This window comes from Streptomyces sp. NPDC048392 (assembly GCF_043200575.1).
Classification (GTDB): domain Bacteria; phylum Actinomycetota; class Actinomycetes; order Streptomycetales; family Streptomycetaceae; genus Streptomyces.
The window spans coordinates 102,769-124,334 of sequence record NZ_JBICYB010000009.1; the positions used below are offsets into that span (position 1 = coordinate 102,769).

Annotated in this window: 23 protein-coding genes and 2 pseudogenes; 8 read left to right on the plus strand and 17 right to left on the minus strand. The window is 72.3% G+C overall.

Annotated features, from left to right (window positions below; all coding sequences use genetic code 11):
* Position 1: 1 nt before the first annotated feature.
* Positions 2-451, minus strand: coding sequence for an ArsI/CadI family heavy metal resistance metalloenzyme (locus tag ACGFYH_RS15420; protein ID WP_393803625.1), 450 nt, complete (start codon positions 449-451; stop codon positions 2-4).
* 28 nt (positions 452-479) lie between these two features.
* On the minus strand, positions 480-1,835 hold the full coding sequence (locus tag ACGFYH_RS15425) for an NAD(P)-binding domain-containing protein (protein WP_393803626.1): 1,356 nt from the start codon (positions 1,833-1,835) through the stop codon (positions 480-482).
* 329 nt (positions 1,836-2,164) lie between these two features.
* On the opposite strand from ACGFYH_RS15425, the gene ACGFYH_RS15430 reads away from it, so the two are divergent.
* From ACGFYH_RS15430 to pstS, 3 genes are all read left to right on the plus strand, one after another.
* The gene (locus tag ACGFYH_RS15430; RefSeq protein ID WP_393803627.1) at positions 2,165-3,259 is read left to right on the plus strand and encodes a flavin-containing monooxygenase; all 1,095 of its coding nucleotides are present in this window, start codon (positions 2,165-2,167) and stop codon (positions 3,257-3,259) included.
* A gap of 39 nt (positions 3,260-3,298) precedes the next feature.
* Positions 3,299-3,664, plus strand: a complete 366-nt coding sequence (locus ACGFYH_RS15435) for an ArsR/SmtB family transcription factor (protein ID WP_393803628.1) — start codon at positions 3,299-3,301, stop codon at positions 3,662-3,664.
* A gap of 259 nt (positions 3,665-3,923) precedes the next feature.
* Positions 3,924-5,012 (plus strand): phosphate ABC transporter substrate-binding protein PstS, encoded by a 1,089-nt coding sequence (gene pstS, locus ACGFYH_RS15440; RefSeq protein ID WP_393803629.1) that lies wholly within the window; start codon positions 3,924-3,926, stop codon positions 5,010-5,012.
* A gap of 11 nt (positions 5,013-5,023) precedes the next feature.
* Here pstS and ACGFYH_RS15445 read toward each other — a convergent pair whose 3' ends face one another.
* From ACGFYH_RS15445 to ACGFYH_RS15455, 3 genes are all read right to left on the minus strand, one after another.
* Positions 5,024-6,088, minus strand: a complete 1,065-nt coding sequence (locus ACGFYH_RS15445; RefSeq protein WP_393803630.1) for an ArsO family NAD(P)H-dependent flavin-containing monooxygenase — start codon at positions 6,086-6,088, stop codon at positions 5,024-5,026.
* Between the two features lie 196 nt (positions 6,089-6,284).
* A complete protein-coding gene (gene arsB / locus ACGFYH_RS15450; RefSeq protein ID WP_393803631.1) occupies positions 6,285-7,394 on the minus strand; it encodes an ACR3 family arsenite efflux transporter in 1,110 nt (369 codons plus the stop codon).
* Positions 7,391-7,699, minus strand: coding sequence for an ArsR/SmtB family transcription factor (locus ACGFYH_RS15455; RefSeq protein WP_393803632.1), 309 nt, complete (start codon positions 7,697-7,699; stop codon positions 7,391-7,393). The genes arsB and ACGFYH_RS15455 overlap by 4 nt, the downstream gene beginning before the upstream one ends.
* Positions 7,700-7,791: 92 nt before the next feature.
* On the opposite strand from ACGFYH_RS15455, the gene ACGFYH_RS15460 reads away from it, so the two are divergent.
* Entirely contained in the window at positions 7,792-8,205 is a 414-nt protein-coding gene (locus ACGFYH_RS15460) for an arsenate reductase ArsC (RefSeq protein ID WP_393803633.1), read from the plus strand.
* Positions 8,202-8,462: pseudogene (locus tag ACGFYH_RS15465) on the plus strand (hypothetical protein); the annotation flags it as partial. The gene ACGFYH_RS15460 and the pseudogene ACGFYH_RS15465, both read left to right, overlap by 4 nt.
* 591 nt (positions 8,463-9,053) lie before the next feature.
* On the opposite strand, the gene ACGFYH_RS15470 reads toward ACGFYH_RS15465, so the two are convergent.
* From ACGFYH_RS15470 to ACGFYH_RS15485, 4 genes are all read right to left on the minus strand, one after another.
* Complete coding sequence (locus ACGFYH_RS15470) at positions 9,054-9,482, minus strand: DUF3618 domain-containing protein (RefSeq protein WP_393803634.1); 429 nt, start codon at positions 9,480-9,482, stop codon at positions 9,054-9,056.
* Complete coding sequence (locus ACGFYH_RS15475) at positions 9,479-9,916, minus strand: phage holin family protein (RefSeq protein ID WP_393803635.1); 438 nt, start codon at positions 9,914-9,916, stop codon at positions 9,479-9,481. Before ACGFYH_RS15475 ends, ACGFYH_RS15470 begins: the two co-directional genes overlap by 4 nt.
* Before the next feature lie 85 nt (positions 9,917-10,001).
* Positions 10,002-10,475, minus strand: coding sequence for a phosphatase PAP2 family protein (locus ACGFYH_RS15480; protein WP_393803636.1), 474 nt, complete (start codon positions 10,473-10,475; stop codon positions 10,002-10,004).
* 133 nt (positions 10,476-10,608) lie between these two features.
* Positions 10,609-11,664: a YihY/virulence factor BrkB family protein gene (locus ACGFYH_RS15485; RefSeq protein WP_393803637.1), complete on the minus strand. Its 1,056-nt coding sequence runs from the start codon at positions 11,662-11,664 to the stop codon at positions 10,609-10,611.
* A gap of 479 nt (positions 11,665-12,143) precedes the next feature.
* Here ACGFYH_RS15485 and ACGFYH_RS15490 point away from each other — a divergent pair, with 479 nt between their 5' ends.
* Entirely contained in the window at positions 12,144-12,983 is an 840-nt protein-coding gene (locus ACGFYH_RS15490) for a potassium channel family protein (protein ID WP_393803638.1), read from the plus strand.
* Positions 12,984-12,998: 15 nt separating this feature from the next.
* On the opposite strand, the gene ACGFYH_RS15495 is transcribed toward ACGFYH_RS15490, so the two are convergent.
* Positions 12,999-13,223: a hypothetical protein gene (locus ACGFYH_RS15495; protein WP_393803639.1), complete on the minus strand. Its 225-nt coding sequence runs from the start codon at positions 13,221-13,223 to the stop codon at positions 12,999-13,001.
* A gap of 227 nt (positions 13,224-13,450) precedes the next feature.
* Here ACGFYH_RS15495 and ACGFYH_RS15500 point away from each other — a divergent pair, with 227 nt between their 5' ends.
* A complete protein-coding gene (locus ACGFYH_RS15500) occupies positions 13,451-14,227 on the plus strand; it encodes a polysaccharide deacetylase family protein (RefSeq protein WP_393803640.1) in 777 nt (258 codons plus the stop codon).
* A 38-nt stretch (positions 14,228-14,265) separates the two neighbouring features.
* On the opposite strand, the pseudogene ACGFYH_RS15505 reads toward ACGFYH_RS15500, so the two are convergent.
* The 7 genes and pseudogenes from ACGFYH_RS15505 to ACGFYH_RS15535 form a co-directional block, all read right to left on the minus strand.
* Positions 14,266-14,745, minus strand: a pseudogene (locus ACGFYH_RS15505) (hypothetical protein); the annotation flags it as partial.
* Between the two features lie 369 nt (positions 14,746-15,114).
* Positions 15,115-15,906, minus strand: a complete 792-nt coding sequence (locus ACGFYH_RS15510) for an ABC transporter permease (RefSeq protein WP_393803641.1) — start codon at positions 15,904-15,906, stop codon at positions 15,115-15,117.
* Entirely contained in the window at positions 15,903-16,895 is a 993-nt protein-coding gene (locus ACGFYH_RS15515; protein ID WP_393803748.1) for an ATP-binding cassette domain-containing protein, read from the minus strand. Before ACGFYH_RS15515 ends, ACGFYH_RS15510 begins: the two co-directional genes overlap by 4 nt.
* Positions 16,896-16,983: 88 nt before the next feature.
* A complete protein-coding gene (locus tag ACGFYH_RS15520; RefSeq protein ID WP_393803642.1) occupies positions 16,984-17,826 on the minus strand; it encodes a DUF4097 domain-containing protein in 843 nt (280 codons plus the stop codon).
* A 118-nt stretch (positions 17,827-17,944) separates the two neighbouring features.
* The gene (locus ACGFYH_RS15525; protein WP_393803643.1) at positions 17,945-18,463 is read right to left on the minus strand and encodes a hypothetical protein; all 519 of its coding nucleotides are present in this window, start codon (positions 18,461-18,463) and stop codon (positions 17,945-17,947) included.
* A gap of 222 nt (positions 18,464-18,685) precedes the next feature.
* Positions 18,686-19,975, minus strand: a complete 1,290-nt coding sequence (locus tag ACGFYH_RS15530) for a DUF5933 domain-containing protein (protein WP_393803644.1) — start codon at positions 19,973-19,975, stop codon at positions 18,686-18,688.
* A 79-nt stretch (positions 19,976-20,054) separates the two neighbouring features.
* Positions 20,055-20,675, minus strand: a complete 621-nt coding sequence (locus ACGFYH_RS15535; RefSeq protein WP_393803645.1) for a VOC family protein — start codon at positions 20,673-20,675, stop codon at positions 20,055-20,057.
* Between the two features lie 130 nt (positions 20,676-20,805).
* On the opposite strand from ACGFYH_RS15535, the gene ACGFYH_RS15540 reads away from it, so the two are divergent.
* The gene (locus tag ACGFYH_RS15540) at positions 20,806-21,390 is read left to right on the plus strand and encodes a TerD family protein (protein WP_393803646.1); all 585 of its coding nucleotides are present in this window, start codon (positions 20,806-20,808) and stop codon (positions 21,388-21,390) included.
* The last annotated feature ends 176 nt before the right edge of the window (positions 21,391-21,566 follow it).

Sequence of the window (21,566 nt, forward strand, 5' to 3'; positions counted from 1 at the left end):
GTCAGCAGCATCCGGCAGCGTCGGCCGGTTCCTTGGCACCGGCGTCAGCATCGGCAGCGCCGGCGCTCTGCTTGGTCAGGGTGTCGGCGTCGGCCTTCACCACGTAGACCTCCCATGGCTCCTGGCCCGGGCCGTGGACCCAGACCTTGTCCTGCAGGGCGTAGCAGCAGGCCGTGTCGTTCTCCTCGACCGTGGCCAGTCCCGCTTCGCTCAACCGGGCGGCGGCCGCGTGGACGGCTTCCGTGCTGTCGGCCTCGACCCCGAGGTGATCCATACGTGTCGCCGTGTCCGGCTCGCCTTCGATCAGAACGAGCTTGAGCGGGGGTTCGACGATGGCGAAGTTGGCGTAGCCGTCGCGGAGCTTGGCGGGTTCGACTCCGAACAGCTTCGTGTAGAAGGCGATGGAAGCGGAGAGATCCGGGACCCGTAGGGCGAGTTGCACGCGGGACATGGTGAACCTCCTGGGCTGGGATGCTGTTTCAGCAGCCGCCGGATGCGGCCGCGGCGCCGGTGCCGATCTGGAGGGTGGCCGGGGCCGCGCAGCAGCCGCCGCCCTCGTCGCTCTGCGCGGCGTCGGGCTCGTCGAACAGGCCGGCGCCGCCGCAGACGCCGGTCTCCGGCAGGGTCAGCTCGACGCGCTCGGCCGCCTCGTGGTCGCCGGCCAGGGCGGCGGTGATCGAGCGGACCTGCTCGTAGCCGGTCATGGCGAGGAACGTGGGGGCGCGGCCGTAGGACTTCATGCCGACCAGGTACACGCCCTGTTCCGGGTGGGACAACTCCTTCACGCCGTGCGGGTAGACCGTGCCGCAGGAGTGGGCGTTCGGGTCGATCAGCGGGGCGAGCGCGGTCGGGGCCTGGAGCCGCTCGTCGAGACCGAGGCGGAGTTCGGAGAGGAAGGAGAGGTCGGGGCGGAAGCCGGTCAGGACGATGACCTCGTCGACCGCGTCCAGGCGGCGGCCGTCCTCGGCGACGAGGACCAGCCGGTCACCGTCCCGCTCGACGCCTTCCGTGCGGAATCCGGTGACGGCACTGGCATGCCCCGCCTCCACCGCCGCCTTGGCACGCAGGCCGAGGGCGCCGCGCGCCGGGAGCTGGTCGGCCTCGCCGCCGCCGTACGTGGCGTCGCCGATGCCCCGGCGCAGGATCCACACCGCATGTGTGTCCGCCTCCTCCCCGGCCAGGTCGGCGAGGAGGGCGAGGGCGGTGAAGGCGGAGGCGCCGGAGCCGACGACCGCTGTGCGCTTACCGGCGTAGCGGGCCCGTACGGCCGGGTCCTTCAATTCGGGGACGCGATAGGCGATGTGGTCCGAGGCGGACTTCTCGCCGAGGGCGGGGAGGCCGTTGGCGCCCATCGGGCTCGGCACGGACCAGGTGCCGGAGGCGTCGATGACGGCTCGGGCGGTGATCCGCTCCTCGGCACCGTCCGCCGTCTCGATGTGCACGGTGAAGGGCTGCTCCTCGCGGCCCGAGTCGACGATCCGGTCACGGCCGGCGCGGGCCACGCCGGTGACCCTCGCTCCATAGCGAACCTTGTCGCCGAGGGTGTCGGCGAGCGGCTGGAGGTAGCGCTCGGCCCAGTCACCGCCGGTCGGGTACGTCTTCCCACCGGGGCGCGTCCAGCCGGTCGGGGCCAGCAGCTTCTCGGCGGCCGGGTCGGTGACCTCGGCCCAGGGTGAGAACAAGCGGACGTGCGCCCACTCCCGTACCGCCGTCGCGGCCGACGGGCCGGCCTCCAGCACCAGCGGCTCGATGCCGCGTTCTACGAGGTGTGCGGCGGCGGCCAGGCCGACCGGGCCGGCTCCGACGACCACGACGGGCAGGTTCTGCTTCTCCATGGCGATGCTTCCTTCGATTCGTTGCTCGGATGGGCGGAGTCGGAGCGGTGGACGGCTCAGCGGAGAGGGGCGTGCGGTGCCGACGAAAGCTGTTCACTCCGGCGCTGGACCCGGGCCCGGCAGGCGCTGTCACACACCTGTGCGCAGCTGTCGCAGAAGTGGACGCCGACCAGATGCCGGGCGGCAGAGCGAGTGAAGACGCTACGGATCCAGGCGGCGGCCATTTTCGGCTCCTTGCTTCGATGCATGTCAATGGCTTGCGCCGCCAGCATGGCACCTGCTTCGATGAACGTCAAGATAGACATTCATCGAAACCGGGAGGGCGAGCTATGGAGCACGTAGACGTCGCAGTGATCGGGGGCGGCCAGTCCGGCCTGGCCACCGCACACGCACTGCGCCGACAGGGACTGAAGCCGGTGATCCTGGAGGCGTCGGCACAGACGTCCGGGTCGTGGCCGCGGTACTACGACAGCCTCACCCTGTTCTCCCCGGCCGGCCGCAGCTCGCTCCCCGGCCTGCCGTTCGGCGGCGATCCGGACCGCTACCCGCACCGGGACGAGGTCATCGCCTACCTGCTGCGTTACGCCGACCGCCTGGACGCCGACATCCGCACCGGAGTGCGCGTGCGGGAGGTGGCCACTGCGGACGAGGGCTTCACCCTCACCCTGGAGGAGGGCTGCCAGCTCTCGGCCCGGAGCGTCGTGGCGGCGTCCGGGACCTTCGGTCGCCCCTATCTCCCTGCTCTTCCAGGACTGGAGCAGTACGCGGGGGCCATACTGCACGCCGCCGAATACCGAGCACCCCGGTCCTTCGCCGGGCTGGGGGTCCCCCCGGCCGGAGGCTGGGGGAGAGTGGTGGTCGTCGGGGCCGGAAACAGCGCGGTGCAGATCGCCGCCGAGCTGGCGGCGCACGCCCGGGTCACCCTCGCGGCGCGCCATCCTGCGCGCTTTACCAGGCAGCACGTACTGGGCCGGGATCTCCACTGGTGGCTGAGGGTGACAGGTATCGACGTTCTGCCCGTGGGCCGTTTCCTGCGCACGCCGCCGACACAGTTGGTGATCGACGACGGCCGCTACCGCGCCGCCGTCACGGCCGGCGCCCCTGACGTGCGCCCCGTGTTCAGCGGGATCGAAGGCACGAAGGTGACGTGGACCGACGGCAGCACCGAGGAGGTCGACACCATCGTCCTCGCCACCGGCTACCGCCCCGACCTCGACTACCTGCGCCCGCTCGGCACCCTCGACGCCGACGGCCACCCGCAGCACCGGGAGGGCGTATCGACCACCCACTCCGGCCTCGCCTACGTCGGACTGGAGTGGCAGCGCAGCCTCTCCTCGAACTCCCTTCGGGGAGTCGGCAGGGACGCCACCCGCATCGCCGGCCGGCTCGCCGGCCGGCTCGCCGCCCGGCTGCGCGCCCGCTGACCCTGGGCGCCCTGGTTCGACGTGTGTCAACATAGACGTATGTCAAACGTCAAAGCGCTGCCGCTCCTGGAACCCGAGGCCCCCGACGCCGTGGTGCCGTGCTGCCCGCCGCTGAGCGAGCGCCCCTTCACCGCGGAGGAGGCCGAGCGGACGGCGCGCATGTTCAAGGCACTCGGGGACCCGGTACGGCTGCGGCTCTTCTCGGCCGTCGCCTCCCACGAGGGCGGCGAGGCATGCGTGTGCGACATCTCCGACGTGGGCGTCTCCCAGCCGACCGTCTCCCACCACCTGAAGAAGCTCAAGGAGGCCGGCCTGCTCACCTCCGAGCGGCGCGGAACCTGGGTCTACTACCGCGTCGAACCGTCGGTGCTGGCGGCTATGGGACAGCTGCTGACCGTCCGGTAGCCCGCTCTGGGCAGTGACCCCGGCCGCCCGCGCGACGGATCGACACCCCTGTGCGACAAGAGCGTGTCAGCAGACGTTCGCCTCCGCGCAACCCACACCAGTGCCGCATAGGCAAGCATCTATGTCCTGGCGGGTGGGGTGAGAGCGACGGCCAGTACACGGCACTGCGGTCGACCTGCCACCCGTATGCCTGTCGAGAGGGGCCAGGGTGCAGCATCGGCGCAGAAAACGAAGGCTTCTTCTGCCGCTCAGCGCGGCTGTGGCCGTTGCGGCGGCCACGGGCGGAGGCGTGGCTTGGGTCTGGGGAGCCAACGACACCGGGAGCACGTCGAGTACGCCGTCGGAAGCGCCTGCTGTCGCACGGGCCGACTGCGCCACGCACGGAAAGCTGCCGGGCTCGGGCTCGACCGCCCAGGAGAACGCCATGAAGTACTGGATCAGGCAGTACGAGCGGGCGTGTCCTCCGGTGCGGATCGCCTACAACCCCCTGGGCTCCGGTGCCGGCGTCGTCCAGTTCATGCAGAGCAGCACGGCATTCGGAGGTACCGACAGCCCGGTCGACACCGAGGAGAACCAACCGGACCCGGGAGTGTGCTCAGGCGGTGAGGTCATCAATCTGCCCATGGTGGGTGGCTCCATCGCGCTCGGTTACAGCATTCCGGGCGTGGAGGACCTGGTGCTGGACGCCGATACGATCGCCAAGATCTTCGACTCGCAGATCACCGAGTGGGACGATCCGGCCATCCGGAAACTGAATCCCGGTGCCGAGCTGCCGTCCCTGCCCATCCGTGCGGTGCACCGGTCCGACAACTCCGGCACCACACAGAACTTCCAGGCGTATCTCGCGAGCGCCGCTCCGGAGGTCTGGCAGCACCCGGCGGAGAAGGCGTGGCAGGGCAAGGGCGGTGAGTCGGCATCCGGCTCCACCGCTGTGGCGACCGCGGTGGCCTCGACAGCGGGGTCCATCGGTTACTTCGAGCTTTCCTTCGCCGCCGCCCGCCATCTCAAGACGGTCCGTATCGACACCGGCGCCTCCGAGCCCGTGGCGGCGACCCCGGCGACGGCGTCGGCGGGCATCGCCGCCGCCACGGTGGTCGGCAAGGGCAAGGACATGACCCTGGAGTTCGACTACCGGACCTCCGCCGACGGCACATACCCGATCGTCCTGGTCAGCTACGAGATCGTCTGCGACACGGGCAACGCGGCCGAGACGCTGCCTGCCCTGAAATCCTTCCTGGCCTACACCGCCAGCGACGCCGGCCAGGAGCCGCTCTCGACCATTCATTACGCGCCGCTGCCGGAGTCCGTGGCCGCCGAAGTGCGCAAAGTCGTCAGCACGTTGAGCTGACGACGTGTGCTTCACCTCTCGGCGTCGAGGAGCCCGGAGATCGCACGGGCCGCGTCGCGGGCCGGCCGCCCGACGCCGATGAGGGTCGCGGAGGCGGGGCCGGTCCAGTCGCCGTAGCCGATCAGGTGCAGGCGTGGCTCGTCCGCGGCCCGCGTACCCACCGTGGCGATGTGACCGCGCGGGCCGCGCAGGCCCAGGGGCGCCAGGTGCGAGAGGGCCGGGCGGAAGCCGGTGCACCAGATCACCGCGTCGGCGGGCACCCGCGTGCCGTCGGCCCAGACGGCACCCTCGCGGTCGAGGCGTTCGAACATGGGCGACGCCTGGAGCCGCCCGGCATCGCGAGCCTCACGGACCGGCGGTACGGCGACGATGTCGCCCAGTGAGGCGACGCCTCCCGTGTCGGTGCGGCCGGCGTCGAGGGCACGGCGGCGGGCGGTGGCCGCGTCGAAGAGGGCGCGGCCGTCGATGTCGTCGGCGAGGTAGCGGGGCGGGCGCTGGGTCACCCAGGTCAGTTCGGTGTGGTGGGCGAGGTCGGTGGCGATCTGGGCGCCGGAGTTGCCGCCTCCGACGACGATCACCCGCCGGCCCGCGAAGTCCTGCGGGCTCCGGTAGGAGACGGTGTGCAGGTGACGGCCCGCGAAGTCCTCGCGGCCGGGTACGGCGGGGAGGAAGGGGCGCCACCAGGTGCCGGTGGCGCTGATCACCGCGCGTGCGTGCCAGGTGCCGGAGTCGGCCTCGACTCTCAGCAGCCGTCCGTCGTCGTGCACGCCGATGACCTGGACCGGCCGCTGCACGGGGAGGTCGTACCGCTTCTCGTAGTCGCGCAGGTAGGCCACCACGTGCCCGGCCTCGGGATACTCCTCGCCCGGTTGCGGCGGCATGAGGCGCCCCGGCAGGGAGGAGAAGGCGGCCGGGGAGAACAGACGCAGGGAGTCCCAGGTGTGCTGCCAGGCCCCGCCCGGGGCGGCCTGGGCGTCGAGGATGACGAAGTCCAGGCCCTGGCGGCGCAGGTGGTAGCCGGCGGCGAGCCCTGCCTGGCCGCCGCCGATCACCACCACACCGGTGTGCTGTGTCATGCCGCCCGCGCCGCCGGGCGCATGGTGCACGGAACGGTGCGGGCCGTGACCTCCCCGGGGCGTCCGGGGAGGGGTCCCCCACGCGCGACGCGGTCGGCGGTGAGCGTGCGCTCGTGGCAGACGGCGGCTCCGCGGTCGGGGCGGACACCGGCGGCCGTGCCGGCCGTTTCCCGCGCGCGGCGGTCCGGGCAGTGCATCAGGAGTGCCTCCCGGCGGTGGTGACGGCGGACGGGGCGAACTTCTTGCGCCAGGCCAGCGACACGTAGACCAGGCCGATCAGGACGGGTACCTCGATCAGCGGTCCCACGACTCCGGACAGGGCCTGGCCGGAGGTGACGCCGAAGGTGGCGATGGCGACGGCGATGGCCAGCTCGAAGTTGTTGCCGGCGGCGGTGAAGGCGAGGGTGGCCGTGCGGTCGTAGGCGAGGCCGATCGCCTTGCCCAGCAGGAAGGTACCGGCCCACATCACGGCGAAGTACACCAGCAGCGGCAGTGCGATGCGTACGACGTCGAGCGGCTGCGAGGTGATGGTGCCGCCCTGCAGGGCGAAGAGGATGACGATCGTGAAGAGGAGGCCGTAGAGCGCCCAGGGGCCGATCTTCGGCAGGAAGTTGGACTCGTACCTCTCGCGGCCGAGCTTCTTCTCGCCGACGCGGCGGGTGAGGAATCCGGCGAGCAGCGGGACGCCGAGGAAGATGACGACGTTCAGGGCGATCTTCCACATGGAGATGTCGAGGTGTTCGCCGTCGCCCAGGCCGAGCCAGCCGGGCAGCAGGTCGAGGTAGAACCAGCCGAGCAGGCCGAACGCCAGTACCTGGAAGACGGAGTTCAGCGCCACCAGGACGGCCGCCGCCTCGCGGTCGCCGCAGGCGAGGTCGTTCCAGATGATGACCATGGCGATGCAGCGGGCCAGCCCCACGATGATCAGGCCGGTGCGGTACTCGGGCAGGTCCGGCAGGAAGATCCACGCCAGGGCGAACATCACCGCCGGGCCGACGATCCAGTTGATCACCAGCGACGAGGCCATGAGCCTGCGGTCACCCGTGACGGCGTCGAGCTTGTCGTAACGGACCTTGGCCAGGACCGGATACATCATGATCAGCAGGCCGACGGCGATCGGCAGGGAGATGCCGCCGACCTCGACCTCGGCGAGGGCGTCGTCGAGGCCCGGGACGGCTCGGCCCAGACCGAGACCGACGGCCATGGCGATGAGGATCCAGACGGCGAGGAAGCGGTCGAGCGTCGACAGCTTGGCGACGACGGAGGACTCCTCGGCGGTCGTCTCGGGTGCTTCGGTGCGGGTCACGGACAGGCCCTCTTGTTCTCGGCGGCGGTACGGGCGGACTCGGCCAGATCGGCGAACTGGCCGGCGAGCGAGGCGATGACGTCCGGGCGGACCTTGTAGTACGTGTAACGGCCGCACGGCTCCGTCTCCACGATCCCTGCCTCGCGCAGCACTCTCAGGTGGTTGGAGAGGTTGGTCTGCCGGGCACCGGTCTCCTCCACGAGGTGGGTGGTGCACAGCGTCTCTTGGGCGAGCAGGGTCACGATCCGCAGCCTGAGCGGGTCCGCCAGAACCCGGATCAGGTCAGTGTCGACTGACGTCATCATGTACTGATACTCTCACATCAGTGGTGACTGACACCACCGGGTGCTGAAGTCATGCGCGCCTGATGCCGTCGCGAGACAAGAGAGACCTCCTGATGTCCGACAAGCCCTCCGTGCTGTTCGTCTGTGTCCACAACGCCGGCCGCTCGCAGATGGCCGCCGCGTGGCTGACCCACCTGGCCGGGGACCGCGTCGAGGTCCGTTCCGCCGGCTCGAACCCGGGTGAGAACGTCAACCCGGCCGCCGTCGAGGCGATGCGCGAGGCCGGCATCGACATCTCCGCCGAGGTGCCCAAGATGCTGACCGTGGACGCGGTCAAGGAGTCCGACGTCTGCATCACCATGGGCTGCGGCGACACCTGCCCGGTCTTCCCCGGCAAGCGGTACCTGGACTGGCGGCTCGAAGACCCGGCCGGCCGGGGCGTCGAGGCCGTCCGCCCGATCCGCGACGAGATCAAGGTGCTGGTCGAGGGTCTGATCAAGGAGATCGCGCCGGAGCCCCGGTCATGAGCACGACCGCGGACATCCGCGAGGTCGTCGTCATCGGCTCCGGCCCCGCGGGCTGAACCGCCGCGCTCTGCACCGCCCGCGCCCGGCTCCGCACGCTGGTCTTCGGCGGAGCCGTCTTCGGCGGAGCCGTCTTCGGCGGAGCCGTCTTCGTCGGTGGTGCGCTCACCACGACGACCGAGGCCGAGAACTTCCCCGGCTTCCCCGAGGGCGTCGACGGCCCGGACCTGCCGGCGGGCATGCGCGCGCCCACACGTCGGAACCTCTGCGGCGCCCGGGACACCGACAGCGAGCGGCGCGGCGTCAGTCCGTCGGCCTTCCCCGCCTTCGCAAGCCGACCGGACCGCGTGCCACGCGCGCACCACCTCCCGCAAGTCCGGCGGCAGGCACCGGAACTGACGGGGCGGGATGCGCGGGACCGCGGCATCCGCGACCCTCCCGAGCCCTGTCGCGATCCGCCGCATCGGCTGCCTCACTCGCCCAGCGCCCAGGGCGCCTGCGGAGTGGCAAGGCCGGGCGGTGACTCATGAGCCTCCGCGCCGGAGGAGATCGGCTGCCGCGGACAGGGTGGCCCGCGGGCGGCAGCCGACAGGTCCCTGCCGCGGCGGCGAGCCGCCCCGGTACGGGCTGCCCCACGGCGTTGGCGACGCCGTCACGCCGTACACGCCGGCAACGCTCTCGCGCCACCGGCGTCCGACACGTCCCCAGTGCGTCCCTGCGCCGCTCCGTACGTCCCGGCGCGACCCCGTACGTCCCCGGCGCCGCACCATACGTCCCCGGCACGACCCCGTACGTCCCCGGCGCCGCACCGTACATCCCGGCGCCACCCCGTGGGTCCCGGCTGCTTGCCGCTACTTCTTCTTGCGGCGCAGCAGCAGCCAGGCGAGGGCGAGGGCTGCGCCGGCGGCGATGAGCGGGGCCCCGTTGTCGCGTACCGGTTCCGGGGCTTGGTCCTGCCACCTGCGCCGGGCCTGCCCGGCCTTGGCCTTCGCCTGTTCCGCGGCTGCGGCGGCCTTGGCCTTGACCGGGTCGGGCAGCTTCTCCCGAACCAGGTGAGCGGTCTCGGACGCCTTGGCCCTGACCTGCTCGGTCAGCTCCGTGGCCTTCGCCGACGCCTGCTCCCTGGCCGCTACGGCCTTCTCCTGGGCGCGGGCCTTGACGTCGGTCCGGTCGGCCAGTGCCTCGACCGTGTCCCCCAGTTGGTGGCGGGTCTGCTCGACCTGCTCGCGCAGCTCGTCCGGGCCGGCGGCGGTGGGCTCGTCGTGGGGCGGCTGGGTCATCGCTTGGCACTCTCCTTGATCTCGGCCACGTCGGCCTTCACGCTGTCGATGGTCTGCTCGGGAGCCGGCGGTGCGGCCCGGGTGACTTCCTTCTTGCCCGTCAGCGCCAACACAAGCGAGACGACGCCCAGGACGGCGGTCACGATGAGGGCCGCCGCCCACACGGGCAGCGGCACCGCGAGGGCGGCGATCACCGTGGCGATCAGCGCCTGGAGAGTGAAGAAGCCGGCCAGGCCGGCCCCGCCGAACAGGCCACCGCCCCTGCCGTAGCGCCTGCCCTTCTCCTTCATCTCCGCCTGCGCCAGCCGCATCTCCGCCCGCACCAGCTCCGTCAGCTGCTGCGACGCACGCTGCACCAACTCCCCCACCGGTTCGTCGCTCGGGGCAGCACGCCCGGTCCGGTCGCCGGGTACGGAGCGGTCCGCCTCATCCATCGTCAACACCTTCCTGCCGTAAGGACCGACCGGGTCCCACCGGACGCCGGAGGAACACCTGTCCGGCCGCGTCGCCACGGGCCGTTCACGAGATCACCCTGTGCAGCAGAGCCGGCAGCCGGCGCACCGCCCAGACCGACGCCGCGCCGATGGCCGCTCCCGCGGCGACGTCGCTGGGATAGTGCGCGCCCGAGTGCACGCGTTGCACCGCCACCACCGCGGCCGGCAGCGCGCACACCGTGCCGGCCGCCGGCCACACCACCGCGACCGCGCCGGTGAACCCGCACGCGGCCGCGGTGTGCCCGGACGGAAACGACGAGGAGTCGGGGCGGTCTTCGACGTCGTCGTGCGGAATGAGCTCCTTGGGCGGGCGCCGCCGCCCCCACAGCGGCTTGGCCACCGCGTTCGACAGCGTCTCGGAGACCGCCATCGCGGTCAGTCCCGCCAGCGCGGCCCGCTTGCCCCGCGTGCCGCCCCAGGCCGCCATGACCAGGGCGGCGCCCCACCAGAGCTTGGTCCGCTCCGCCGCCTCCTCCACCACCGGCACGCACCTGCGCACCCACCCGGGTCTCCACCCGGCCACCCGCCGCAACGGACCCCGCTCCACCCGGTACAACTCGGCTTCCACGTTCATGGACAGGCGAGTCACCCACCCGGACCGGATCAATCCACGCCGGACGGCACCGGCATCGTCACTCCCGCGCTTCGCGGCGATCCTGCTCGTCCCAGGCGCGGGTGTCGCGGGGCGGTACGTAGGGCTCCTCCTGGGGGTCCATGCCTCCGGCGATCGCCCGCTCACGGGCCATCTCCGCGTCGAACTCGAGGCCCAGCAGGATCGCGATGTTGCTGACCCACAGCCACACCAGGAAGATGATCACCCCGGTCAGCGTGCCGTAGGTCTTGTTGTAGGAGGAGAAGTTGGCGACGTAGAACGCGAACGCGGCCGACGCGAGCATCCAGATCACCAGCGCGACCACGCTGCCCGGGCTGATCCACCTGAAGCCGCGGCCCTTCACGTTCGGCGTCGCCCAGAACAGGATCGCGATCATGACGATGACCAGGACCACCAGCACCGGCCACTTCGCGATCGCCCACACCGTCAGCACGGTGTCCCCGATCCCCACCACGGACCCCGCCTGCCGGGCGATGCCGCCGGTGAAGACCACGATCAGCGCACTGACCACGGCCAGGACCAGCAGGACGACCGTCACGCCGACACGCAGCGGTAGGACCTTCCACACCGGACGCCCCTCCGGCATGTCGTAGACGGCATTGGCCGTACGGATGAACGCCGCGACGTACCCGGAGGCCGACCACACGGCCAGCACGAGGCCGACCACGGCCAGGAACGACCCGACACCGCCACGGCCCTGCAACTGCGTCACCGCGTCGCCGATGATGTCCCTGGCCGAGCCCGGGGCCACCTTCCGCAAGTTCTCCAGGACCTGGTCGGTCGCCGACTTCCCCGCGACGCCCAGCAGCGACACCAGCACGAGCAGCGCGGGAAAGAGCGACAGCACCCCGTAATAGGTCAAGGCCGCCGCCCGGTCGGCGAGCTCGTCGTTCCGGAATTCCCTGACCGTTCCCTTGAGCACCGCCCACCACGACCGCTTTCCCAGCTGCGTGGGCTCGTCGGGCGCCCGGCGCTCCACCTCCGCGTCGGGGCCCACCCGCGGTCCCGGCAACGTCGTCTCACGGCCTGCCGTCCCGCGGGCCCTGCCCCGGTCATCTCCTGAAGTCCCTTCCATGACACCCGGAGTAACCGCCGCTGATGTGAGCATGCCCGAGTGAACGCAAGCTCCTGGCAGATCACTGCGTGTCGCGGGTCCCGGCCCCGGCCCGACCGGGCTGGGGCCGGTCTCGTGGGCAGAGGGAGGACCGGGGGGGCACGGCGCTCCCCGCGCCCCGGCCATGGGCTCGGGCAGGCGCGGCACACGGAGCGGTGAGGGGACCGGACTCGCCGCTCTCAGCCTGGGAGGCTACGGCGCCCGCCCGGACCTGGCGGCCTCGATCCGTGCCGATGCCCGCTCGCCGGGGCGGCGGGCGAGCCAGGTCGCACCGCCCCCGGGCCGTCGGCACGGGGGTTTCCCGTTGCCCGGCCGGCCGGGACCGCGCCCTCGCCTGCCCGGACACGAGACCGTACCCACGGACTCCCTCGCCTCGCACCGGGGTCCGCCCGCATGCCGCCGTGGCCGCCGTACCGGGCCGGGTGCCACAATGGCTTGCCATGTCTGCCACACCCGCCACCAGAGACGAACGACTTCGGCGTTGGGAACAGCGCACCGGCGGCTGGCTCACCGGCCTCGCGGTGGTCTACCTCACGGCCTACGCGGTGCCGATCCTCGACCCGGGACTGCCCCGCGCCTGGCGGAACGCCGCCGAAGACGTGACCTTCGTCATCTGGGCGCTGCTGGCCGTCGAGTTCGTCCTGCGCTTCGCCGCGGCCGGCCGCCGGTGGCAATTCGTCAAGGTGCGGCTGTTCGACCTGGCGACCCTGCTCCTGCCGCCGCTGCGCCCCCTCCGGCTTGTGACGATCATGTTCATGGTGGTGCGCCGCAACTCCTCCGCCCTCGGCCGGGTCCGGCTGCGGCTGGGTACCTACGTGGCAGCCTGCACGGCTCTGCTGCTGTTCCTCTCCAGCCTGACGATCCTCGACGTCGAGCGGCACAATCCGGACGCCTCGATCACGACGTTCGGCGACGCGTTGTGGTGGTCGGTGACCACGGTCACCACCGTCGGTTACGGCGACCTCTATCCCACGACCGGCGAGGGGCGCCTGATCGCCATCGCGCTGATGGTCGGCGGCATCGCGCTCGCGGGTCTGGTCACCGCGACCCTCGCGTCCTGGTTCATGGACCGGTTCTCCGAACTCCGCGCCACCGAGGCGCGGACGAACAGCGAGATCTCCGCCCTCACGGAGGAGGTCCGCCGGCTCCGCGACGAACTGCACGCCCAACGCCGGGCCGCCCCGTCCGCTTCCGCGGAAGTCCCGCACACGGCAGGAGCCACCGGACCCGAGAACAGCCCGGGCATCGCCCCCGACGCCGGCGCCGCCGAGCGCGTCTGAGTCCGCGGCCCCCTTTCAGGACTCGGTACCGCCGCGGCCACGCCGGCTGCGGTCCCACGCCAGGAGGCGGTCCCGCTCGAAGGCCTCCGCGATCCCGCCGACGTGAGCGTGCTGACTGGGCCGCGAGGCCCACATGCCGACCGCGACGACCAGGGCGGTCGCCGGCAAGGCGGAGCGGGAGTCGGCGAACGGGTGGGCGGCGAAACCGACCGCCCGCAGCGCGAGTACGCCGCCGAGCACCCGTCGGCGGCCGAAGCGGTCGATGAGGACGCCCGCTACCGGCGTGCACGGCAGGGCGCGGCCGGGCGCCCCAATCGGGGCCGTAACGCGTCGAGTTGTCCGCGGACTTCCCCGGGATTGTCCGTGATCGGTAACGGGCGCATCCCACGGCCGCCGTCCGCCGTCCTGTCCTGTGGTCCCCGACGTGATCGCGGGCCGGTGGGGAACTACGCGAAGGCAGGGCGGACATGGTGCGGCACAGCGGCGGACGGGGCTGGTACGGCAAGGTGGCCGGGGCCGCGCTCGGGGTGACGGTGCTCGCCGTCGGTGCCTCGATGTGGACCGCGCAGGCCGACCCCGTCGGCGGCGGCGCGTCGCCGAAGGTGTCCGCCTCGGCCACGCCTGACAGTGCCGTCGAGCCGGTCGACGTGACCATCGCGCACGCCTCGGACGCGGGGGCGCGCGGCGTCAACCTCACCATCGACGACGGCCCGGACCCCGCGTGGACCCCCCGAGTACTCGACCTGCTGCGCGAGTACGGGGTGAAGGCCACCTTCTGCATGACCGGCGTCCAGGCGCAGGCCCACCCGGACCTCGTGAAGGACGTCGTCGCGGCCGGGCACCGGCTGTGCGACCACTCGGTGTCGCACGACACCGGCATGGACAGGAAGTCGGAGGCCTACCAGTCCAAGGAGATCCTCGACGCCGAGCGCATGATCACCAAGGCGTCCGGGGGCGTACGGCCCCAGTACTACCGGGCACCCGGCGGGGCCTTCACCCCCTACAGCCGCAAGCTCGCCGCCTCCCGGGGCATGCGCCCGCTGGGCTGGAACGTGGACACCAAGGACTTCGAGCGGCCGGGCACGGACGCCATCGTCGCCACCGTCCGGCGGGAGCTGCCCAACGGACCGACGATCCTCTTCCACGACGCCGGAGGCGACCGCACCCAGACCGTCGAAGCGCTGCGCCGCCTCCTTCCCTGGCTCGAGGAGCAGGGGTACTCCTTCGGCTTCCCGGTGCGCTGACCGCGGGCCCCGGGCCCCGGCCGACGGCCCGTGCGGCACGGGGATGCCGACCGGGGGCCGCGGGCCGGGGACGTGCGGTTTCGCGCGAAGACGACGAGGCGCAGCACCGCGAACCGCGCGACACCGGCGAGCGCGGAGGCGGACAGGTAGACGATCTGCTCGAGCACCGCACCGGGCGCCGCGACCAGCTGGTGCAGAGCGAACACCGCCCCACAGGTCACCGCGTACGCGGCCGCCGCCGACCCGGCCGACCGGGTGTGCTGGTGCCAGGTCGCGTGCCCGCCCGCGCCGAAGGTGAAGCGGGCGTGCAGCTCGGTGGCGAGGACGGTGGAGACCGCGGTGATCAGGGCGTTGGCCAGGGCCCAGGGGATCCAGGAGCCGAGAGCCGCCACGGCGAAACCGGAGGCGAGCCCCACTCCGCCGCCGCAGAGCACGAAGCGGACGAAGGCCGCGAGAGCCTCGGGGGCGGGGACCGCCCGCCGCCGTGCCACCTGCTGCCCGCTTGATGCCGCGTCCATGATCCGACCCCTTCGCTCACTCGTCACGCCGTCGATGGCATCACCACGGCACACATATGGCGCCACATAGAAGCCATTTAACGCCATCCTGCGTCTGGACCGGCACCACAGAAGGCGGCGGGGGCCCCCCGGGGGGGGGGGGGGGCCCCCCCGGCCCCCGGGGGGGGGGGGGGGCCCCCGGGGGGGGGGGGGCCCCCGGGGGGGCGGGGGGCCGCCCCCCCCCCCCCCCCCCCGCCCCGCCCCCGCCCCCCCCCCCCCCCGCCGCGGGGCCCCCCCCCCCCCCCCGGGGGGGGGGGGGGGGCGCGGGGGGGCGCCCCCCCCCCCGCCCGGAAGACCGGTCGCGGGTGCCGGCCCGCGGAGGGCGCGGCCCTACTTCGGGCCGCGGTGGAAGACCGCCCTCGTCCAGAGGCAGCCGAGCACGCAGAGAGCCAGGCACCAGGCCAGGGCGAGCCAGCCGTTGTGGCCGATTCCGCTGCCCAGGAGCAGACCGCGCAGGGTCTCGATGGCGGGCGTGAAGGGCTGGTACCCGGCGAGGGGCCGGAACCAGCCCGGCATCGCGTCGACGGGTACGAAGGCGCTGGAGACGAGCGGGAGGAAGATCAGCGGCATGGCGTTGTTGCCGGCCGCTTCGGCGTTCGGGCTGACCAGGCCCGTGCCGACCGCGATCCAGGTGAGCGCCGTGGCGAACAGGGTGAGCAGTGCGAAGGCCGCGAGCCATTCCAGGACGGTGGCGTCGGTGGAGCGGAAGCCGATGGCCACGGCGACGACGCCGACGAGGACCACGCTGATCACCGACTGCAGCACACTGGCGACGACGTGGCCGGTGATCACGGAGCCCCGGTGGATGGCCATGGTGCGGAAGCGGGCGATGATCCCCTCGGTCATGTCGTTGGACACGGAGACCGCGGTGCCGATCGTGGTGCTGCCGATGGTCATCAGCAGCAGGCCCGGCACGAGGTACGCGATGTAGGCGGAGCGGTCGGCACCGCCGCCACCGATCCCGGCGCTCATCGTGTCTCCGAAGATGTACACGAAGAGGAGCAGCAGCATGATCGGCGTGAGCAGGAGGTTGAGGGTGAGGGAGGGGTAGCGCCGGGCGTGCAGGAGGTTGCGGCGCAGCATGGTGGAGGAGTTGCGCGCGGCGAGGGCGAGGGTGCTCATCGGACCGTCTCCTCGGTCTGGTGCGGACGGGTCGGGCCGGTGCCCGCGGTGAGGGCGAAGAAGACGTCGTCCAGGTCGGGGGTGTGGACGGTCAGCTCGTCGGCCTCGATGCCGGCGTCGTCCAGGCGGTCGAGGACGGCACGCAGGTCGCGCTGGCTGCCGTCGCTGGGAATCCGGAGGGTGAGGGAGGCGTCGTCCCGCGTGCCGGCCGGGAGAGCGGTGGTGGCGTCGCGGTAGGCGTCCGTGGCGGTGAAACGGAGCCGGACGTGTCCGCCGGGAATGCGCCGCTTGAGTTCCTCGGGGGCGCCCTCGGCGGCGATCTTCCCATGGTCGAGAACGGCGACGCGGTCGGCGAGTTCGTCGGCCTCCTGCAGGTACTGGGTGGTGAGGAGGACGGTGACGCCGCCGGTGACGAGTTCGCGGATGATCTGCCACATGGTGTGGCGGGAGCGGGGGTCGAGGCCGGTGGTGGGCTCGTCGAGGAAGATGACCCGGGGGCCGCCGACGAGGGTCATGGCGATGTCGAGTCGGCGCTTCATGCCGCCCGAGTAGGTGGCGGCGGGCTTCTTCGCGGCGTCGCCGAGGTCGAAGCGTTCCAGCAGTTCGGCGGTGATTCGCCGGCCCTCGCGCCGGGGGAGCAGGTGCAGGTCGGCCATGAGGAGCATGTTCTCCTCACCGGTGATCAGACCGTCCACGGCCGAGAACTGCCCGGTGACCCCGATCGCGCCCCGGACCCGCTGACCGGCCGTGGCCAGGTCGTGGCCCGCGACCCGGGCCCGCCCGCCGTCGGCGGGGACGAGGGTGGACAGGATCTGCACGGTGGTGGTCTTGCCGGCCCCGTTCGGCCCGAGCAGGGCGAAGACCGTTCCCGCGGGGACGGTCAGGTCGATGCCGTCGAGGACGGTCTTGTCGCCGTAGGACTTGCGCAGCCCGGTGGCGGAGATGGCGGCGGACATCTGCGGACCGGCCCCCGAAGTAGACGTGGGCATGACAGATGAAGGCATGGAGCCCTCCCGTTCGAGGGGTGGGGTGACGGGGACGAGGGGCGGGTGAGCGGGTGCGTCGGGAGCGCGGCGCTCAGGCCTTGGCGCGGCGGACGTCGATGTTGCCGTACCGGGTACGGGCGCGGATCCTGACGGCGTCCTCGGCCTGACCGGGGCCGCCGGACGCGGTGAGGGAGTTGCGCACCTGCCCGCCGCCCGAGTGCACGTCGAGCCAGGCGGCCGTGCCCTCGCGGACGCCGACCTCGATGGCGCCGTAGGAGGTCTCCAGCCGGACCTCCCCGCGGACCACTTCGTCCACCCGCAGGGTGCCGTGGGCGGTGGTGGCGGTGAGCGAGCCCTCGGCGCGGGCGACGTTGATGTCACCGTTGGCGTGGCTCACCCGCAGGTCGCCGAGTACCGTGCCCACGGTTGTGGCGCCGTGCGAGTTCTTCAGGACGGCCGATCCGTCGATGTGGCCGACGCGCACACTGCCGGAGCTGGTGGTGATCTCGGCCGCGCCCTCGATCCGGTCGACGGTGACCGAGCCGTGGGAGGCGGTGAGCAGGAGCGGCCCGGTCCTGTCCAGGCGTACGTCACCGCCCGAGGTCTTCACCCGGACCTCGCCGAGCCGGCCCTCGCCGAGGACCTGCGTCCAGGAGCCGCCCGTGTCGACGCGCGAGCCGGCGGGCAGCTCCACCGTCACGTCGACGGCGCCGGTGGGGCCGATGAAGCGGCGCTCCTTCGTGCTGATCGTCAGGACGCCGCCGGCGTACGAGACCTCGGTCTGCTCGGCGGCCCGTACGTCCTTGTCCCGCTCGGGGTCGCCGGGGCGCACCTCGACGACCGTGTCGAGCCGGTCGCCCGCGGAGAACCGGATGGAACCGGCGCCCACGTGGGCGGTCACCGCGATGGGCCGGGGCGTGTCGAAAGAAGGCATGGCTGTACCGTCCTCGTGAGTCCTTGGGGTGTCCCCGCTGGTGGGACGCGGTGTGGGCGCTGGGCTTGAGTGGCTTGGGGCGCGGTGCGTGCGCGGACGGGCGGGCGCGGGGGCGGGGCTATCGCACCCAGCCCGTGAAGCTCTGTCCGACGGCGCGCGCCCGGTCCGCCGGGCGCGGGGCGTCACCGCAGTCGACCGCGGCCGACACGGCGCGCACCAGCCAGGCGTTGACCGACAGTCCCTCGCGGCCGGCGGCCTCCTCGGCGCGCGCCTTGAGGTGGGCCGGCAGGCGCAGGTTGACGCGGGCGGTGCCGCCCTCGTCACCCTCGGCGGGGGACTGTGCCCTGAGCGCCTCGACGGGCACGGCCTGCTCCGCGGGACCGCCGGTCTCGGTGGGCGCCGGCGTCACCACGAAGTCGGGGTCGAGCCCGCGCAGTCGTACGTCGACCGAGCCGGGGGCCAGTTCGCGGGTGATCTCGTCCATCGCGGCGGAGAGCACGTTGAGCATGGTCAGCCGGGTCGCCGACTCCAGCGGAGCGATGAGCCGCTCGGCCAGCTCGCGCGCTTCGTCGCCACCGGCTTCGGCGGCCACCGCGAGTTCCCGGCGGAGGGTGTCGACATACGGGGTGAGATCCATGACGCCATAATGGCACCATGATGGCGCCATGCGCAAGCGTCAACGGCACCGGCTTGGGAATCACCACAGAGAGGCGGCCCCTGACCTGCAGAAACGCGCACGGAGCGCCACGGACGACGAGGGCGCCGGTGCACCGAAACCTACAGAGCGAGCCAGGATGGCACCGCTTGGCGCCGAGTGGCGCCAGCGCGCCGACGCGCGGGCCGGTCGCCGCATGACACCTCAGACCGCCTCGAGTCGCGGTTCCGTCCGCTGGGCCGGCACCGCGGCCGTCGGTGCCCATCCGTGCGTGGTGCGCACGTAGCCGTGGATCACCGAGGCCATCGCCAGCAGCAGGAGCGGGCCGAAGACCCATGGGTGCCGGGCCATCTCCAGCGACAGGTAGCGGGTCGACGCCAGGATCGCGGCGAACACGACCGCCCCGTGGGCGACCAGCCGGATCCCCGACCGGTCCCAGCCGCGGTCCAGCGAGCGCAGCGCCGCCTCGACGGTGACCGCGAACACCACACCGGCGATGAGGTCGATGGCGTAGTGGTAGCCGAAGCCCAGCGTCGCGCTCACTGTGGCGACCAGCCAGAACGTTCCGGCGTAACGCAGGACCCGTGGGCCCTTCCGGGAGTGGATGAAGATCACGGTGGCCCAGGCCGTGTGCAGGCTGGGCATGCAGTTGCGGGGCGTGACCCCGTCGTACGTCACCGCGTGGGGCGGGCCGACGGGCGGTGGCGTGTGCGGCCACAGGTCGGCGATCGCCCACTGCTCGCCGCCGGTGCCGAAGGCGCCGGTGCCGTAGGCGAAGACCGGTCCGACGACCGGGAAGACCATGTAGACGGCCGGCCCGAGCAGGCCGATCAGCAGGAAGGTGCGCACCAGGTGGTGGCGCGGGAAGCGGCGCTCGGCCGCCACCCCGCGCAACTGGTACAGCGCGACGACGACCGCGGCCACCGCGAGTTGGACGTAGACCCAGTCGAGCAGATGGCCACCGACCGGGCCCGTGGCCTCGACGACCCGGCCCACCAGCCACGACGGATTGCCCAGCGCGTGATCGGCGGTCGCCACGTACGGGTCGAGCACCGCCGGGCGGGTCTTCGACGTGATCAGCAGCCAGGCGTCGCCCGTCTTGCGGCCGGCCACCAGCAGGAGACCGAGCCCGACCCCTTTCAGCAGGAGGACCCGCTCCCGGCCGGTGCGCCGTGTCACGGCGACGACCGCGCAGCCAAGGATCACCCACAACGCGCCGTTGCCGAAGGAGTGGCTGCCGGACGCGGAGGCGTCCGCCGCCCACCGCACCAGCGCGACGGCGATGTCGACGCCGACCGCGGCGGCCACCGCGACGCACCGCTGCCGCCAGGTCAGGACCACCATCGTCAACGCCATGCCCGCGTACAGCAGGGGCCCCGAGGCGGGCGCGAACACCAGCTCCCTGGCCTGGTTGGTCATCGGCCCCGGCAGGCCGTAACGGCGCGCGGCGATCTCCAGCGCCATGAGGAACGCGAGGGCCGCCGCACCCGCCACGGCCCAGAGTCTCGCCCGTGACCGCCCCCGGAGTATTCGCGGAGTTTCCCGTGATGACATGCACAGGAAGACGAACGGATCACATGCCGAGTTCCGGCTGCCAGGCGAAGCCGTCCGGGTCGTTGAACGGGCGGGTGCCGCCGGAGAGCACGAGGCGGTGGGATCCGGTGCCGCCGGCGGGGACGCCCGCGACCTTGGCGAGGGCCCGGCGCTTGTAGAGGGAGAGCTTCACGGTGCCCGAACCGGTGGCGAACTCGACGTACTTCCCGCCGAAGCTCTTGCCGACGGTCAGGCCCTGCTCTACGTAGAACCGCTTGGTGGCCTTGACGTCCTCCACGCCCAGGAGGAGCACGATCTCGTCGACGTCGCGGGTGACCGGGGCGGTGTCCTTCCTCGCCGACGTGGCGATCTGCCAGACCGTTCCGTCCGGCGCCCGGACGACCCCGCCATAGCCCCACAGCGACTTCGCGGCGGGCTTGAGGACGGTCGCGCCTGCGTCGAGGGCAGTGGCGAAGAGCGCGTCGACGTTGCCCGGCTGGGCCACCACGAGCGACAGGGTGAAGCCGCGGAAGCCGGTCGTCGGGGCGTCGGAGGCGCGTACGCGTACCCGCGACGAGTCCAGTCCGAAGGCCTCGGAGTAGAAGCGGGCGGCGGCCTCGGTGTCGGCCACCTCCAGGGTGACGGAGTCGATGGAGTTCATGTCTCCGACGCTATGGGCGGCGGGGTCCGCGGTGCTTCTCGAAAACTGACCGGCTGCCCCGCCATGTCGGAACGCGGAGGTACCGGGCAGACTCTGCGCAGCAGGCACGACGACGGAGGATGACGCACGCATGATCACGCTCACCAAGGAAGACGGCCCGGCGGACCTGGACGGAGTGACCCATCTGTCCATCGGTGTCTCCTGGGACCCGACCGCCGGCAGCAGCGGCGGGGTGCTCGGCAAGCTGCGGCGCAAGACCGGCACCGACCTCGACCTGATCGCCGTCGCCATGCAGGGCGGTGACCCGGTACGCCTCGCCGGTCTCGACTCGCTCGACCCCATGGGCAACGGCTCCCTGCTCCACAGCGGCGACAACCAGACCGGTCACGGGGACGGTGACGACGAGACGGTGACCGTCGAGTTCGCGCGGCTCCCGAGCGCCATCACGGCCATCGTGTTCGTCGCCGCCGCGTACAAGAAGGGCAGCTCCTTCCAGAAGGCCCGCAACATCAGCTTCAAGGTCTACGACGCGACCGGGGGCAGCACGCAGCAGGTCGCCGACATCTGGCCCAGCCTGCTGAGCCAGGACAACGGCTGCGCCGTGGCCAAGGCCGTGCGGGTCGGCGGCACCTGGAAGCTGGAGGTCATCAACGAGACGGGCAAGGTCAAGCAGGGCGACGAGCACGCCCTGATGCGCTTCGCCGTCAGCAAGTAGTCCGGCCGGCGGTCAGGCCGGTCTTCCGGCCGACGCTCAAGCCGGTCTTCCGGCCGACGCTCAAGCCGGTCTTCCGGCCGACGCTCAAGCCGGTCTTCCGGCCGACGCTCAAGCCGGTCTTCCGGCGGACGGTCAGGCGCGCACGGCGGGCGACGGCGGGCGACGAGGCCCGGCCG

Excerpts from the sequence above, each read along its gene's own strand:
- ACGFYH_RS15420 (WP_393803625.1), bottom strand. The coding sequence starts at position 451 with ATGTCCCGCGTGCAACTCGCCCTACGGGTCCCGGATCTCTCCGCTTCC.
- ACGFYH_RS15425 (WP_393803626.1), bottom strand. The coding sequence starts at position 1,835 with ATGGAGAAGCAGAACCTGCCCGTCGTGGTCGTCGGAGCCGGCCCGGTC.
- ACGFYH_RS15430 (WP_393803627.1), top strand. The coding sequence starts at position 2,165 with ATGGAGCACGTAGACGTCGCAGTGATCGGGGGCGGCCAGTCCGGCCTG.
- ACGFYH_RS15435 (WP_393803628.1), top strand. The coding sequence starts at position 3,299 with ATGTCAAACGTCAAAGCGCTGCCGCTCCTGGAACCCGAGGCCCCCGAC.
- ACGFYH_RS15445 (WP_393803630.1), bottom strand. The coding sequence starts at position 6,088 with ATGACACAGCACACCGGTGTGGTGGTGATCGGCGGCGGCCAGGCAGGG.
- ACGFYH_RS15455 (WP_393803632.1), bottom strand. The coding sequence starts at position 7,699 with ATGATGACGTCAGTCGACACTGACCTGATCCGGGTTCTGGCGGACCCG.
- ACGFYH_RS15460 (WP_393803633.1), top strand. The coding sequence starts at position 7,792 with ATGTCCGACAAGCCCTCCGTGCTGTTCGTCTGTGTCCACAACGCCGGC.
- ACGFYH_RS15470 (WP_393803634.1), bottom strand. The coding sequence starts at position 9,482 with ATGACCCAGCCGCCCCACGACGAGCCCACCGCCGCCGGCCCGGACGAG.
- ACGFYH_RS15475 (WP_393803635.1), bottom strand. The coding sequence starts at position 9,916 with ATGGATGAGGCGGACCGCTCCGTACCCGGCGACCGGACCGGGCGTGCT.
- ACGFYH_RS15485 (WP_393803637.1), bottom strand. The coding sequence starts at position 11,664 with ATGGAAGGGACTTCAGGAGATGACCGGGGCAGGGCCCGCGGGACGGCA.
- ACGFYH_RS15490 (WP_393803638.1), top strand. The coding sequence starts at position 12,144 with ATGTCTGCCACACCCGCCACCAGAGACGAACGACTTCGGCGTTGGGAA.
- ACGFYH_RS15500 (WP_393803640.1), top strand. The coding sequence starts at position 13,451 with ATGGTGCGGCACAGCGGCGGACGGGGCTGGTACGGCAAGGTGGCCGGG.
- ACGFYH_RS15510 (WP_393803641.1), bottom strand. The coding sequence starts at position 15,906 with ATGAGCACCCTCGCCCTCGCCGCGCGCAACTCCTCCACCATGCTGCGC.
- ACGFYH_RS15515 (WP_393803748.1), bottom strand. The coding sequence starts at position 16,895 with ATGCCCACGTCTACTTCGGGGGCCGGTCCGCAGATGTCCGCCGCCATC.
- ACGFYH_RS15520 (WP_393803642.1), bottom strand. The coding sequence starts at position 17,826 with ATGCCTTCTTTCGACACGCCCCGGCCCATCGCGGTGACCGCCCACGTG.
- ACGFYH_RS15525 (WP_393803643.1), bottom strand. The coding sequence starts at position 18,463 with ATGGATCTCACCCCGTATGTCGACACCCTCCGCCGGGAACTCGCGGTG.
- ACGFYH_RS15535 (WP_393803645.1), bottom strand. The coding sequence starts at position 20,675 with ATGAACTCCATCGACTCCGTCACCCTGGAGGTGGCCGACACCGAGGCC.
- ACGFYH_RS15540 (WP_393803646.1), top strand. The coding sequence starts at position 20,806 with ATGATCACGCTCACCAAGGAAGACGGCCCGGCGGACCTGGACGGAGTG.